The organism is Arthrobacter sp. KN11-1C, assembly GCF_052180225.1.
In the GTDB taxonomy this organism is placed as follows: domain Bacteria; phylum Actinomycetota; class Actinomycetes; order Actinomycetales; family Micrococcaceae; genus Arthrobacter.
This window is the reverse complement of record NZ_CP197467.1, coordinates 1,871,395-1,885,165: the sequence shown is the minus strand read 5'-3', so window position 1 is coordinate 1,885,165 and position 13,771 is coordinate 1,871,395. Positions and strand designations below refer to the sequence as shown.

At 63.1% G+C, this 13,771-nt stretch carries 12 protein-coding genes; 3 read left to right on the top strand and 9 right to left on the bottom strand.

Going from position 1 to position 13,771, the window contains the following annotated elements:
* Positions 1-56: 56 nt before the first annotated feature.
* The 3 genes from nrdE to nrdH are packed head-to-tail and all read right to left on the bottom strand — an operon-like array spanning position 57 to position 2,985.
* The gene (nrdE, locus tag ACSBOX_RS08820; protein ID WP_442545999.1) at positions 57-2,204 is read right to left on the bottom strand and encodes a class 1b ribonucleoside-diphosphate reductase subunit alpha; all 2,148 of its coding nucleotides are present in this window, start codon (positions 2,202-2,204) and stop codon (positions 57-59) included.
* Positions 2,205-2,215: 11 nt separating this feature from the next.
* The gene (gene nrdI / locus ACSBOX_RS08815; RefSeq protein WP_364534102.1) at positions 2,216-2,686 is read right to left on the bottom strand and encodes a class Ib ribonucleoside-diphosphate reductase assembly flavoprotein NrdI; all 471 of its coding nucleotides are present in this window, start codon (positions 2,684-2,686) and stop codon (positions 2,216-2,218) included.
* 56 nt (positions 2,687-2,742) lie between these two features.
* Positions 2,743-2,985, bottom strand: coding sequence for a glutaredoxin-like protein NrdH (gene nrdH, locus ACSBOX_RS08810; protein WP_028267421.1), 243 nt, complete (start codon positions 2,983-2,985; stop codon positions 2,743-2,745).
* 508 nt (positions 2,986-3,493) lie between these two features.
* Between nrdH and ACSBOX_RS08805 the strand changes: the two genes are divergently transcribed.
* Both ACSBOX_RS08805 and ACSBOX_RS08800 read left to right on the top strand, forming a co-directional pair.
* The gene (locus ACSBOX_RS08805; RefSeq protein ID WP_442545659.1) at positions 3,494-4,471 is read left to right on the top strand and encodes a LysR family transcriptional regulator; all 978 of its coding nucleotides are present in this window, start codon (positions 3,494-3,496) and stop codon (positions 4,469-4,471) included.
* A gap of 51 nt (positions 4,472-4,522) precedes the next feature.
* Positions 4,523-5,029 carry a DUF2004 domain-containing protein gene (locus ACSBOX_RS08800; RefSeq protein WP_441429444.1) on the top strand — a complete coding sequence of 169 codons (507 nt, stop codon included), beginning with the start codon at positions 4,523-4,525 and terminating at the stop codon, positions 5,027-5,029.
* Between the two features lie 74 nt (positions 5,030-5,103).
* Here ACSBOX_RS08800 and metE read toward each other — a convergent pair whose 3' ends face one another.
* Positions 5,104-7,452 carry a 5-methyltetrahydropteroyltriglutamate--homocysteine S-methyltransferase gene (metE, locus tag ACSBOX_RS08795; protein WP_442545658.1) on the bottom strand — a complete coding sequence of 783 codons (2,349 nt, stop codon included), beginning with the start codon at positions 7,450-7,452 and terminating at the stop codon, positions 5,104-5,106.
* A 66-nt stretch (positions 7,453-7,518) separates the two neighbouring features.
* On the bottom strand, positions 7,519-8,487 hold the full coding sequence (locus ACSBOX_RS08790; protein WP_442545657.1) for a methylenetetrahydrofolate reductase: 969 nt from the start codon (positions 8,485-8,487) through the stop codon (positions 7,519-7,521).
* 450 nt (positions 8,488-8,937) lie between these two features.
* On the opposite strand from ACSBOX_RS08790, the gene ACSBOX_RS08785 reads away from it, so the two are divergent.
* Positions 8,938-9,135 carry a hypothetical protein gene (locus ACSBOX_RS08785; protein ID WP_284764399.1) on the top strand — a complete coding sequence of 66 codons (198 nt, stop codon included), beginning with the start codon at positions 8,938-8,940 and terminating at the stop codon, positions 9,133-9,135.
* Positions 9,136-9,146: 11 nt separating this feature from the next.
* Here ACSBOX_RS08785 and ACSBOX_RS08780 read toward each other — a convergent pair whose 3' ends face one another.
* The 4 genes from ACSBOX_RS08780 to ACSBOX_RS08765 all read right to left on the bottom strand — a co-directional run bounded on the left by ACSBOX_RS08780 (position 9,147) and on the right by ACSBOX_RS08765 (position 13,665).
* Positions 9,147-9,974, bottom strand: coding sequence for a carbohydrate ABC transporter permease (locus ACSBOX_RS08780; protein WP_442545998.1), 828 nt, complete (start codon positions 9,972-9,974; stop codon positions 9,147-9,149).
* A gap of 47 nt (positions 9,975-10,021) precedes the next feature.
* Positions 10,022-10,948, bottom strand: a complete 927-nt coding sequence (locus ACSBOX_RS08775; RefSeq protein WP_442545656.1) for a carbohydrate ABC transporter permease — start codon at positions 10,946-10,948, stop codon at positions 10,022-10,024.
* A gap of 3 nt (positions 10,949-10,951) precedes the next feature.
* On the bottom strand, positions 10,952-12,307 hold the full coding sequence (locus tag ACSBOX_RS08770; RefSeq protein ID WP_442545655.1) for an extracellular solute-binding protein: 1,356 nt from the start codon (positions 12,305-12,307) through the stop codon (positions 10,952-10,954).
* A gap of 104 nt (positions 12,308-12,411) precedes the next feature.
* On the bottom strand, positions 12,412-13,665 hold the full coding sequence (locus ACSBOX_RS08765; protein WP_442545654.1) for an ROK family protein: 1,254 nt from the start codon (positions 13,663-13,665) through the stop codon (positions 12,412-12,414).
* Positions 13,666-13,771: the final 106 nt, after the last annotated feature.

Sequence of the window (13,771 nt, the reverse complement as noted above, 5' to 3'; positions counted from 1 at the left end):
TCGTACTCTTCAGTTTTGAGGCGCGGCGGCTACCGCAAATAAACAACCGAAAACAGTTACAGCATGCAGGAAACGCAGCCCTCAACCTCAGTGCCTTCCAGCGCGAGCTGGCGGAGGCGGATGTAGTAGAGCGTCTTGATGCCCTTGCGCCATGCGTAGATCTGCGCCTTGTTGATGTCGCGCGTGGTGGCAGTGTCCTTGAAGAACAGCGTCAGGGACAGGCCCTGGTCCACGTGCTGCGTGGCAGCGGCGTAGGTGTCGATGATCTTCTCGTAGCCGATCTCATACGCGTCCTGGTAGTACTCCAGGTTGTCGTTGTCGAGGTAGGGAGCCGGGTAGTAGACGCGGCCGATCTTGCCTTCCTTGCGGATTTCGATCTTGGCGGCCACCGGGTGGATCGACGACGTCGAGTTGTTGATGTAGCTGATGGAGCCCGTGGGCGGGACGGCCTGCAGGTTCTGGTTGTAGATGCCGTGCTCCATGACGGAAGCCTTCAGCTCGCGCCAGTCGTCCTGCGTCGGAATGTGGATGCCGGCAAAGAGCTCGCTCACGCGCTCAGTCTCAGGGGTCCACTCCTGCTCGGTGTACTTGTCGAAGAACGTGCCGCTGGCGTACGTGGAGTTCTCGAAGCCGCCAAAGGGCTGGCCGGTCTCGATGGCCAGCTTGTTCGAGGCACGGATTGCGTGGAACAGCACCGTGTAGAAGTAGATGTTGGTGAAGTCCAGGCCCTCTTCGGAACCGTAGTGGACGTGCTCACGGGCAAGGTAGCCGTGCAGGTTCATCTGGCCGAGGCCGATGGCGTGGGTCTGGGCGTTGCCCTGCGCAATGGACGGCACCGAGTTGATGTAGGACATGTCCGACACTGCGCTGAGGGCGCGGATGGACGTCTCGATCGACAGGCCGAAGTCCGGGGAATCCATGGTCTTGGCGATGTTCATCGAACCAAGGTTGCAGGAGATGTCCTTGCCGACCGTCTCGTAGCTCAGGTCCTCGGCGTAGATCGACGGCGTGGAAACCTGCAGGATCTCCGAGCACAGGTTGCTCATGGTGATCTTGCCCGCGATCGGGTTGGCCCGGTTCACAGTGTCCTCGAACATGATGTACGGGTAGCCGGACTCGAACTGGATCTCCGCGAGGGTCTGGAAGAACTCGCGGGCGCTGATCTTGGTCTTCTTGATCCGGGAGTCGTCCACCATCTCGTAGTACTTCTCGGTGACCGAGATGTCGGAGAACGGCACGCCGTAGACGCGTTCGACGTCGTACGGCGAGAAGAGGTACATGTCCTCGTTCTTCTTGGCCAGCTCGAACGTGATGTCCGGGACCACGACGCCGAGGGACAGCGTCTTGATGCGGATCTTCTCGTCGGCGTTTTCCCGCTTGGTGTCCAGGAAGCGGTAGATGTCCGGGTGGTGGGCGTGCAGGTACACGGCACCCGCACCCTGGCGGGCACCGAGCTGGTTGGCGTAGGAGAAGCTGTCTTCGAGGAGCTTCATGACCGGGATGACGCCGGAGGACTGGTTCTCGATCTGCTTGATCGGGGCACCGTGCTCGCGGATGTTGGTCAGCGAGAGGGCCACACCGCCGCCGCGCTTGGACAGCTGAAGCGCCGAGTTGATGCCGCGGGCGATCGACTCCATGTTGTCTTCGATGCGCAACAGGAAGCAGGAGACCAGCTCGCCTCGCTGGGCCTTGCCGGCGTTGAGGAACGTGGGAGTGGCGGGCTGGAAGCGGCCGTCAATGATTTCGTCGACGAGGCGGCTGGCCAGTTCTTCGTTGCCGCGGGCAAGGTGCAAGGCAACCATGCAGACGCGGTCTTCGTAGCGCTCCAGGAAACGCTTGCCGTCGAAGGTCTTCAGCGTGTAGGAGGTGTAGAACTTGAAGGCGCCGAGGAAGGTCTCGAAGCGGAACTTCTTCTTGTACGCGCGGTTGAACAGGTCACGGATGAAGTTCATCGTGTACTGATCGAGGGTCTCGCGCTCGTAGTACTGGTTCTTGACCAGGTAGTCCAGCTTCTCTTCCAGGTCATGGAAGAAGACGGTGTTGTTGTTCACGTGCTGCAGGAAGTACTGGTGCGCGGCCTCGCGGTCGGCTTCGAACTGGATCTCCCCGTTCGGACCGTAGAGGTTCAACATGGCATTGAGCTCATGGTAGCCAAGGCCCTTGTAGGCCTCCGGCAATGGCTTCTTGACCTTGGCGGTGTCCATAGCGCCCTTGGTTACTTCTGTATCTGCGACAGTCGTGTCCAAAACTTTTCCAATCCTTGATTGACCCGGTCAACATCTTCCGGAGTCCCCATGAGTTCGAATCGATAAAGAAGCGGAACCCGGCATTTGGTGGCGATGATGTCTCCCGCCATGCAGTAGTTTTCCGCGAAGTTGGTGTTTCCTGCTCCGATGACGCCGCGGATCAGTTCCCTGTTCTGCGGGTTGTTCAGAAACCTGATGACCTGCTTGGGCACCGATCCTTCACCGTTCGTGCCACCATACGTGGGCAGCACGAGCACGAAGGGTTCCAGTGCGAGCAGCGGCGCGTCCTTGGCGTGGAGCGGGATGCGTGCCGCGTCCACGCCGAGCTTCTGGACGAAGCGCTTGGTGTTCTCAGATGTTGAGGAAAAGTAGATGAGGTGGCTCCGCGTGCTGACAGCTTCAGCCATTGCTTGAGCAGGTGCTGTTGCCAGCGCTGCCATGGGAGTCACCTCGACTACATTGGAATGCTTTGTTGTTGCGGCGGAGTCCCGAAAGACTAGGCCACCGAAGCGGCAGCCAGTGCCAGTTCTTCGATCTTGTCCGGACGGAATCCTGACCAGTGGTCCTGCTCGGTCACCACAACGGGGGCCTGCATGTATCCAAGGGCCTTCAGGCGCTCAAGGGCCTCGGCATCCTGTGAGATGTCAACGCTCTGGTAGGCGATGCCCTTTTTGTCGAGTGCACGGTAGGTTGCGTTGCACTGAACACAGGCCGGCTTCGTGTAAACCGTAACAGTCATGGTCCCTGTCCCCTTTGTTGAAGTCTTTGCTCTTCGTTCGGCAGGCCCCGACCGGAACTGATTCCGTCTCCGATACTGGCCCGCTGGCCGCCTAGTCACACCGAGGCGGCCAAACGCTCTATTCATGTCTTGTGCTGGTTTCCCGCTCAATCCGTAAATCGATACTACATGTAGTGCAAGCGCCTCGGCGGAACCCCAAGATGATGTATTACAAGTATGTCATTTTACGCACCGGTAGTCCACAGGCACAGGGGGTAAAAATGTCCGGGAATCCGCCAAATCCGGAGACGTCATCCACACCCTGTGGACTACTTAGCCACATTTAATCGTCAGCGTGTCGCCAGGATCCCGGCGTGTCGCGGCATCCTGCAAACACGGTTCCGTGAGTCGCCCGCCACACTTCCAGGCCCCGGACAGGCACCCAACCCGGGCGGCTGCGGAGACCGATTTCACACCGATATGCTGGTTTCCACGGTCTTTCGGCCGGCACCGAGCCTAAGGATCACTGATGGTCAACCTTCTCCACCTGCGGACACTGCTTGAAGTCACGCGGCTCGGTTCCTTCGCGGCAGCCGCCGCGCGGCTCGGCTACACCGCCTCGGCCGTATCCCAACAGATGGCAGCGCTGGAACGGGACACCGGCGTCGAACTCTTCCACCGATCCGCACGCAGCGTGATTCCCACGGAAGCCGCCCTCACCATGGTGCGCCATGCCTCCAAAGTGCTCACCGACGTCGAGACCTTGCTGGCGGCAGCCTCGAGGAGCACGGACTCCCCCGTCCAGGAACTGCGGCTCGGCATCTTCCCAAGCCTTGCAACCTACGTCCTGCCGGACATCCTCCGGAACCCGCGCTGGAAGAAGCTGGGAATAGAACTCCGCGTGTGGGTGGCCGAGCCCTCCCAGACCATCCAAGGCCTGCGCACCGGCGGCGAACTGGACCTCGCGCTCGTGTACCAAGTGGGCCAGTCAGGGCTTGCGTGGCCCCACACCCTGGAGCGGCAGTGGATCGGCGACGACGACTTCCGCGTGGTTCTTCCTGCATCGTGGGGCATCCGGGAGGACGCCGAAATGCAGGCCTCGCAACTCTCGGACATGCCTTGGATCATGCACCACCCGGGTACCAGCGACGCGGTGGTGATCGAACGCCTGTTTGCCAGCTGCAATCTGCACCCGCGCGTCGTGGCCTATAGCGACGATTTCCACGCCAGCCTCGAGATGGCGGCAGCGGGGCTCGGCGCCGCCCTTGTGCCGGAACTGGCGCTGCGGCACCGGCCGCCCGGCGTCGTGGTTCTCGATGTTCCGGACATCCGGCTCGCGCGGAATGTATTCGCCCTCCTCCTCAACGAGAAGCGCACGGCCCAGGTGCAGCTCTTCACGGAATTGCTGGCCGACACGCTGCGCGGGAGCACCGCAACCGTCCGGGCCGGGAGCGTCGGGACGATGCCCAAAACGACTCAAAAGTCAACGCCCAAAGCCCGCCCCTGAAATCTTCCCGGATGCTGGAACACGCCGCTTGTTTGGGACTATCTTGAAGACATGAGCAAGGTAGCGAGCAAACATTTTGGGGAGATCGAGCTCAACCACGGGCGGGAGCGCTGTTACGTGGCTTCCCACGAGCTCGCCGGAAATCCCCTCGAACTGGACCTGAATGTCACGGCGCATGACCACTTCGACGAGAAGGCACTCCACAAGGTGGACTACCGCCTGGGCTACCTCCCCGAGCTGGTGGACCAGGTCCGGGACATGATCGCCGAGGAGCTGGACCAGGACGGCACCAACTCCCAGCAGTTCCTCCACTTCCACTCCAACCAGCTCAAAGAAGAGCAGCTGGAGGCAGTGTTCGGCGTCCGCGACAGGACGCAGCTCACCAAGGACGTTTTCCTCAAAGCCCTCAAACTGGGCCATGTGGCGATCTACCCCGGCCAGCCGGAGCGCTATTTCGTCCTCGATTTCACTTTGGGCTCGCATTTCACCGACGAGCTGCTGGTGGTTGCGGCGGACGAGGACGGCGTGGTGGACGACGAGATCCTCTGGGAATCCTGACAAAGCTGTTAAAGCGCGACGGCGGCCGGTCACCATTGAGGTGACCGGCCGCCGCCATTTGTACTACGTGAGGCCTATTTGGCTGCTTCGAGCAGTCCGGCGCGGACCGTCTTGGTGGCCTTGACCAGGTTGCGCAGGGACTCTTCGGTCTCGGCGTAGCCACGGGTCTTCAGGCCGCAGTCCGGGTTGACCCAGAGTTGGCGCGACGGAACGTGCTTGACGGCGGTGGACAGCAGCTCGGTGACTTCGGCCTCGCCCGGAACACGCGGCGAGTGGATGTCGTAGACGCCCGGACCAACGCCGCGGCCGAAGTGGTGCGCCTCGAGGTCGTGGACAACCTCCATGCGTGAACGCGCGGCTTCGATGGAGGTGACGTCGGCGTCGAGGCCGTCGATCGCGTCGATGATCACACCGAACTCCGAGTAGCAGAGGTGGGTGTGGATCTGGGTGGCGTCGGCGGCACCGGCGGTGGCCAGGCGGAAGGAGTCGACCGACCACTTCAGGTAGGCGGCGTGGTCGGCCTTGCGCAGCGGCAGGAGTTCGCGCAGTGCGGGCTCGTCCACCTGGATGACCTTGATGCCGGCTGCTTCGAGGTCGGCGATTTCGTCCCGCAGCGCCAGGCCCACCTGGTTGGCGGTCTCGCCGAGCGGCTGGTCGTCGCGGACGAAGGACCAGGCCAGGATGGTGACCGGACCGGTGAGCATGCCCTTCATCGGCTTGCTGGTGAGGGACTGCGCGTATTCGGCCCAGGCAACCGTGATGGGCGCCGAACGGGTGACGTCGCCCCAGAGGATGGACGGCCGGGTGCAACGCGAGCCGTAGGACTGGACCCAGCCGTGGACGGTCACGTCGAAGCCTTCGAGGTTCTCGGCGAAGTACTGGACCATGTCGTTGCGCTCGGGCTCGCCGTGCACCAGGACGTCGTAGCCGAGCTCTTCCTGCAGCTCGACGACGCGCTTGATCTCGTCCTTCATGAGCTGTTCGTACTGCTCGTTGGTGAGGTCGCCCTTGTTGTTGCGGGCACGGGCGGAGCGGATTTCCGAGGTCTGGGGGAAGGATCCGATGGTGGTGGTGGGCAGCGGCGGCAAGTGCAGCGCAGCTTCCTGGGCGGCTTCGCGGACCGGGTACTCGGAGCGGTTGAAGTCGGCCTCGGTGAGGGCTGCGGTGCGGGCACGGACGTCGGCGCGCTGGACGCCTTCGGCGGTGGCGCGGGAGGCGATCACTGCGGAAGCCTCGTCGATGGCGGCCTTCGCGGAAGCCGGGTTGGCCAGGTAGTCCGCCAGGACCTTGACCTCGACGGCCTTCTGGTCGGCGAAGGCGAGCCAGCTGCGGAGCTGCGCGGAGAGCTGGGTTTCCTCGGCAGTGTCGTGCGGAACGTGCTGGGTGGAGGTGGAGGTGCTGACGGCAAGCTTGCCCGCTGCGGCCTTCAGTTCGTCCAGCTTGGCGGCCGAGACAGCGAGGTCGTTGCGCCAGATGTTGTGGCCATCCACGACGCCGGCAACCAGGGTCTTGTTGCCCAGGCCGGCCAGGGCTGCCGCGGACGGTACCGCGCCCTTGAAAACGTCGATGTGCAGGGCGTCGATGTTGGTCGCGGCGAGGGTGCCGAGCTGGCCGTCGAGGGAGCCGTAGGGCGTAGAGACGAAGAGCTGCGGGCGCGCTGCGGCACCGGAGAGCACTTCGTAGGCACGGGCAGTGGCAGCCTGGATTTCCGCGGCCGGGGTGTCCTGGTCGACGACCAGGGCGGGCTCGTCCAACTGGATCCAGCTGGCGCCGGCAGCGGCAAGCTTGCCAAGGAGCTCGACATAGACCGGGAGGATGTCCTCGAGGCGGGACAGCGGAGCGAAGCCCGCGGGTGCGTCGTCGGAAGCCTTGGAGAGCAGCAGGTAGGTCACCGGGCCGACGATGTACGGGCGGGTCTCGATGCCGTTGGCGAGGGCGAACTCGAATTCCTCGACGATGCGGTTGGAGGCGAGCTTGAAGTCGGTCTCGGGGCCGATTTCCGGAACGAGGTAGTGGTAGTTCGTGTCGAACCACTTGGTCATTTCCAGCGGCTGCTGGTCCTTGTTGCCGCGGGCCAGGGTGAAGTAGCCATCGATGTCGAGCTGGCCTTCGGCGTTGAGCTGCTGGCCGAAACGGGCCGGGACGGCGCCCAGGTGTGCGGTGGCGTCGAGCACCTGGTCGTAGAAGGAGAAGGTGCCCGGAACGGCGGCGGCTTCGTTGAGGCCGAGTTCCTGGAGCCGCTTGGCGGTGGTCAGCTGGATGTCCTTGGCAGCGGCGTCAAGGGCAGCGGCATCGATCTTGCCGGCCCAGTAGGCTTCGATTGCCTTCTTGAGTTCGCGGCGGCGGCCGATGCGCGGGTAGCCGAGCAGGGATGCGGCGGGGAACGCTGCGTTGGTCTTTTCAGTGAGATTCTGTTCAGTCATGGGATTTCCTTGGGGCAGTAGGTGCAAATCGATGTGTCGAGGGGTGCGCGGAGCAGCGTTGGCTGATCAGCTGACGAGTTCTTGGCGGCGGGCGATGGCGCTGAGCCTGCTGGCGGGCCGGGCCGGGCGGGGCAAGGCAAGCTTGTCCAGCACGTCCAGGGCGCAGGCATGCTCGTTGAAGGTGTACAGGTGGATGCCCGGAGCACCGGCCTGCAGGGCGGCGTTGGCCAGGTCCACCGTGGCGCGGACTCCGATCTTGCGCCGTTCGGCGTCGCTGTCCGCCGCGGCAAGGCGCTCGATCAGTTCCGGTGCGGGTTCGACGCCGGTGAGCTCGCCGAGGCGCTTGAGCCGGCGAAGGCTGGTCAGCGGCATGACGCCCGGGATGATCGGGATCGTGACGCCGGCCCGCCGGGCACGGGAGATCAGGTCCGCATATTGCTCCGTGTGGAAGAAGACCTGAGTGATGGCGAAATCGGCACCCGAACGCTGCTTCGCGAGCAGCACCTCGACGTCGTGCTCTACGCTCGGCGACTCCGGGTGGCGCGTGGGATAGGCGGCCACGCCGACGGCGATCTTGCCCGCGCAGAGGAGAGCCGAACGCCGCTGTTCCACACGCCGGATGAGTTCGATGAGGTCCTGGGCGTAGCGCAGCGAACCGCTGACTGGCTGGCCGCTGTCCTTGGGGAGGTCGCCTCGCAGGGCAAGGATGCCGCGCACGCCGTTGTCCAGGAGTTCGCCGATGATCTCGGCCAGTTCCTGCGGGGTGTTTCCGACGCAGGTCAGGTGTGCCAGTGGCCGCAGGGTGGTTTCGAGCAGCAGCCGGTTGATGAGCTCGACGGCGGTGTCCCGGTTGGAACCGCTGGCACCGTACGTCACGGAGACGAAGTCGGGATCCGTCGCCTCAAGCTCCCCGATAGTGGTCCAGAGGGACTCCGCAGCGGCCGGAGAGCGCGGCGGGAAAAGTTCGTAGGACAGGGCAACAGGGGTGGCGCCGGTGAGGTTCGGATGGGTGTCGATGAGGCTTGGTGGTGACATTTGCGTCCTTGGCTGTGTGTCAGCGGGCCTGCGTTCATGGACGTGAAAACCAGGTCCATGGACTGCAGAATCGGTGAATTGAGTTTGGGGATACACGCAACGAACTCCAGCAGGGCGCAGCCGCGACTGTTACGCCTGGAATGAAGTTGTCCGTGTGCAAATGTCAGGCCCACATGGGGGCACCCACACCCTCCTGCCTGCCTTCAAGAGGCAGATCCGGCGGAGGATCGCTGACACGTTACCGCGGTAACTTGAATACGACTCTAGAACGGGGCTCGGGTCGCCACAAATCCTCCACCGAATTAAGACGCACTTTTACGCTACGTTTCGCCCGATTTCTGAAGATTCTTCGCTGGGGCTTCCAGCCTGGTCCGGCCGGCCAACATTACGCCACGGGGAGCCCCGATGCGAGCCCTCCCCTTGGCGGTCCGGCAGGACTATTCTTTTGCCATGATCCAGCTTCCCGCCAGTTACCAGGAGTACCTCGCCGGCAAAGAGGAAAGATTCGTCCAGACCGTCCGCCCCATCCTGATGCAATCGGCCGCAGACCAGCTTCACGGCGTGCGCGTGGTCTACAACCACAGCGGCCACCAAGCGCATCTGGATGATTCCATCCCGTACGGCACCGTCGTGGAGGACATCGACTGAGCCCTGGCTGCTTAGCCTTTCATCGCGCCCGAAAGCGCGAACGCACTGCCGGAGCCCCTGGCGACCACAGTGTAGAGGATAAGCACCGGGACGGAATACAGGATGGAGAACGCGGCGAGCTCTCCGTAAGCGATGGCTCCATGCTGTCCGAAGAAGCTGAAAACGGATACCGCGGCCGGCTGTTTGGAGTTGGACAACAACAGGATGAACGGGACGAAGAAGTTCCCCCAGGCCTGGATGAAGACGAAGATGAACACCACGCCCAGCCCTTGCCTCATCAGCGGCAGGACGATTCTCCGCAACGTAGCCAATCCGGAGGCGCCGTCCATCCAGGCAGCTTCCTCCAACTCAAGCGGCACGGAGTCCATGAAGTTCTTGGTCATCCAAATGGCCATGGGCAAGGTGGTGGTTGCCATGAAAAAAATGGTTGCCGGCATCGAGTCCAGCAGTTGCAACTGCACGAACAGCCCATAGACCGGCACCATGATTGCCGTGACCGGGAGCGAGGTACCGAACAGGATCGCATAGAGGAACGGCTTGTTGAAGCGCGATTGGTAGCGGGACAGCGGATAGGCCGCCAGGACCGCAGCCGCCAGGTTCACGACGGCGGTTCCGGCGGAGAGCAGGAAGCTGTTCGCGAGCGGCTGGAACAGCAGGCCAGGCGTCAGTACGGCGGCAAAATTCGCGAACGACGGCGATGCGGGCCACCGCGTCTCGTATCCGGCGTGCGGATCGACGGAAGCAAAAAGCAGCCACGCAAGGGGCAGCACGAAGCACACGCCGATCACGGCCAAAGCCGCATTCGCGGCCAAGCGGACGCGGAGGCGTCCCCAGCCCACCGCCGTCGGGCGCTTCCCGGCGAGCAACGGAGCGCGACGGAGGGACGTCACGGTTTCGCCCCCCGGATCAGCCTGACGTACACGGCCCCGAAGACCATGCCGATCAGGATCAGGACCGAAGCGATCGCGGTGCCGTATCCGATGTCTCCGAGCTTGAAGGCTTCCTGGTACGCCAGCACGGGAAGGGTGGTGCTCGCGTCGGACGGACCACCCGCCGTCATCACCCAGATGAGGGTGAATACCGCGAGCGTCTGGAGGGTGATCAGCATGAGGTTGGTGGCGATGCTCCCGCGGATGATCGGAAGGGTGATGAAGGCCAGGCGTTGCCAACCCTTGGCGCCGTCCATGAGTGCGGCTTCGGAGATGTCGCGCGGGACTTGGGAAAGCGCGGCCCTGTAGACCAGCATCGAGAACGCGGTGCCGCGCCAGACATTGGCCAGGACCACGGCGGCCATGGGAAAGGCATAGAGCCAGTTGGTGCCCTGGACACCGAACAGTCCCAGAAGCTGGTTGAGCGTCCCGTCCTGGCTGAAGTACGCGTAGGCCGCGAAGGCCGCCACGATCTCAGGCAGTATCCACGAAGCGACCACCACCGTGCCCACGAGCGATGCGGTGGCTCTCCCGGATCGTGTCATCAGCAAGGCGATGCCCAGGCCCAGGGCGTTCTGTCCGAGGATCGCGGACGCGATGACGAAGACCACCGTCAGCCATGCCGAGAGCGGGAAGACGGAGTCCGTCAGCATCCGGGCGTAGTTGTCCAGGCCGACCCATTGAGGGGTCAGTGCCGCTTTGCCGGACAACGCGGCGTTGGTGAAGGAGGCATAGAAGGACCACGCCACAGGGGCCAGCATGAAGAGGCCCAGCAGCACGATTGACGGAACTACCGGCACCAAGCGGAGCCTGCGACGCAGAGTCCTTTGGATGGGGGTTCTGCGCCGGAGGGAATCGCGGCTGCGGGAATCAGGGACTGCCATGCGTCATTTCTGCATGACCTTGGCGTCGCCGACGAGTTTCTTGACCGAGGCGTCGTATTCGGCCGCGGCCTTTGCCGGGCTTTGCTTGCCGGTGATGACCGCCTCGGTGGCTTGTTGGACGGCGAGGGAGATCTTCGGATAGTCGGCTGTTGCCGGACGGTAGTGCGTCACTCCGACCAGGTCGGAGACAGGCTTCACGAACGGGTTGGCCGCTTGGTACCCGGGATCGGACGCGACATCGGTGCGGACCGCGATCTGGGAGTTGTTGACGTCGAACGCCAAGGCATTCTTCTTGTTCAACGCAGTCGTCAGGAACTTGAAGGCCAAATCCGGGCTTTTGGTCTTCGCGCCGACGGCGAGCGTCCAGCCACCGGACATGCTCACTCCACCGGGATCCTGACCGAACTGGGTGGGGAACGTGGCTACTCCCATGTCCTGGGTGTAGCCGGCCCATTCATATGACCCGCCCTTCTGCCAGAACGATGGCGCGTACGAGCCTTCGACGGTGGCGCCCATTTTGCCCTGAGGCAGCCACTGGCCAAAGACCTTCTTCCACACATTCGAATCGAGGGCGTCCGCCGGCGTCACGGAAAGCTTCTCGTCGTAAAGGGTCTTCAGGAACTGGAGTGAATCGGTGAATCCCTTGGAACCGAGCACCCACTTCTTGTCACTCTCCGAATACAGGGAGCTGCCCGTTCCGTAGAGCAGTTCGTAGAAGCTCTGCATGACGGTTCCTTCACCGGTGCCTGTTCCGGCGTACATGCTGAAGGGAATCACTCCTGGATCCGCGGCCTTCATCTTGCGGGCCGCGGCCAGGATGTCATCCCAGGTCTTCGGCTGCCAGGGCACGGGTATGCCGGCCTTCTGGAGGACTGACTTGTTGTACCAGATCGCCCTGGTATCGGTGCCGAGCGGGACGGCGTAGATACTGCCGTCGTCACCGCGTCCCGCGGCCTTGGCACCCTCGTTGAATTTGGACCATTCGTCCCACGAGGCCAGCTGCGAGTCGAGTTTCAGCAAGTATCCGGCGTCGACGTCCGAGCGGACCTTGAAGGTGTCCTCGTAGAAGACGTCCGGAGCGGTGTCGGGGGAACGCTGGGCCAGCGCGAGCTTGGTGCCATAGTCGTCGTCGTTGGCCTGGATTGGCTCCAGGTCCACGGTGACGCCCGCGTTTGCTGCTTCGAATTCCTGCTTGGCATCCTGGAAGACCTTGTCCAGGGCGGTGAAGGAGTCCGTCTTTTGGTAGACGATCTTGATGGTTTGCTTGCTGATGGCTTGCGGTTGGGCAGAGCAGGCTGCCGAGGCCAAAAGGCCAACGACCCCGAGCAGTGCTGCTCCGATCCGGACTGGGCGACGCATGACGCTCCTTCTTCAAGCGGCTGCAGCCCCCCACACTTCAGCTGGCCCAGCCTGTTGCCATTATTGATAAATGCAGCCCTGAGACACAGGACGTGGTGAAGGCCTCAGCCTTCCAACAGAAGCCGCTGGGCGCGCGGCGCAAGAGTGTGTTCCAGTACCAGGCAGGCCGCACCGATCGCGCCGACGTCTTCGCCCACTCCGGTCCCGACAACTTCGATGCCGTGGATGCTGTTGGCGGCACTGTTGGCGGCGAGCAGTGCGGGTATGCGCCCCAAGTAGCGTTCCGCCATGCGGCCCCAGAACGGGCCGCCGAAGACGACGCGTTCGACGTCGAGGGTGTTGGTCACCACCGCAACCGCGCGGGAAACCAGGACCGCCGACTTATCGATGATCGCGATGGCGCGCTCGTCGCCTGCATCCGCGGCATCGCAAAGCCGGGCAAAGCCTTCCTGCACTTCCGGGCCCTCGGTGCCTTTGCGGCCACCGTTCAGGACACCTTGCTCTTCGGCTTCGGCCACGAGGACCTGCGGTATACAGGACGACTTGACGCACCCGCGCAGGCCGCAATCACATTCCGGCCCGTCCGGATCCACAATGATGTGTCCGATTTCGCCGGCGTTGCCGGATGTTCCCCGGACAACTTCGTCGTTCAAGACGATGCCGCAACCGATGCCGGTGCCCATATACATGAAAATGAAACTGCCGGTTCCGCTGGCCCCGCCTGCCCAGGTTTCGGCGACCGCCGCGCTGGTGACGTCCTTGTCCACGAGGGTCTCAAGTCCGGTGGCTTCGGCGAGGGCGTCCCTCAAGTGCACCCGGTCCCACCCCGTCATCAGGGGCGGATCGACGACGGTTCCCTCATCAAGGTCTATCGGGCCGGGCGCCGCGACGCCAAGTCCCGCGATCTTCCCGGTATCGACACCGGAAGCTTCGATCAGCGCCTTGATTTCCTCCGCTATGGCGGCGATGACGCGCTGTGGATTGCTTCCCGTCGGAGTGGGAATCCTGGAGTGCTTCACGACGTCGCCCACCAGGTCCAGCACAACGGTGGTGATGACGGCGGGGTCGAGGTGGACGCCAAGCGCGTACATTCCGGACGGGTTCAGGCGCAGGATGGTGCGGGGCTTTCCCGGACCGCTCCCTTCCTTGCCTGCCTCGATAATGAGTTGCTGATCCAGGAGGCGGCGGGAGATGTTCGAAATAGTCTGCGGTGAAAGGCCAACGATTTGGGCAAGCTCCACGCGGCTCAGTCCGCCTGATGAGCGCCTGATGGCGTCGAGAATGACGGTCAGGTTGAAATCCCCCATGCGTGGCAGATTGGTTCCGCGCCTCGGAGTCGGCTGCCGGATCTCAGTCACGGATTCCCCTAAAATCATTCGAATAATGCTGTTGCATTTGCATCGTACGGCACGTGTGCTTGTCCCGGTATGCCCACACGCTGCGCGGGCGTAACGGACGCCGATA

Coding starts and splice junctions, on each gene's coding strand:
- nrdE (WP_442545999.1), bottom strand. CDS start 2,204: ATGGACACCGCCAAGGTCAAGAAGCCATTGCCGGAGGCCTACAAGGGC.
- nrdI (WP_364534102.1), bottom strand. CDS start 2,686: ATGGCAGCGCTGGCAACAGCACCTGCTCAAGCAATGGCTGAAGCTGTC.
- ACSBOX_RS08785 (WP_284764399.1), top strand. CDS start 8,938: ATGATCCAGCTTCCCGCCAGTTACCAGGAGTACCTCGCCGGCAAAGAG.
- ACSBOX_RS08775 (WP_442545656.1), bottom strand. CDS start 10,948: ATGGCAGTCCCTGATTCCCGCAGCCGCGATTCCCTCCGGCGCAGAACC.
- nrdH (WP_028267421.1), bottom strand. CDS start 2,985: ATGACTGTTACGGTTTACACGAAGCCGGCCTGTGTTCAGTGCAACGCA.
- ACSBOX_RS08805 (WP_442545659.1), top strand. CDS start 3,494: ATGGTCAACCTTCTCCACCTGCGGACACTGCTTGAAGTCACGCGGCTC.
- ACSBOX_RS08770 (WP_442545655.1), bottom strand. CDS start 12,307: ATGCGTCGCCCAGTCCGGATCGGAGCAGCACTGCTCGGGGTCGTTGGC.
- ACSBOX_RS08800 (WP_441429444.1), top strand. CDS start 4,523: ATGAGCAAGGTAGCGAGCAAACATTTTGGGGAGATCGAGCTCAACCAC.
- metE (WP_442545658.1), bottom strand. CDS start 7,452: ATGACTGAACAGAATCTCACTGAAAAGACCAACGCAGCGTTCCCCGCC.
- ACSBOX_RS08790 (WP_442545657.1), bottom strand. CDS start 8,487: ATGTCACCACCAAGCCTCATCGACACCCATCCGAACCTCACCGGCGCC.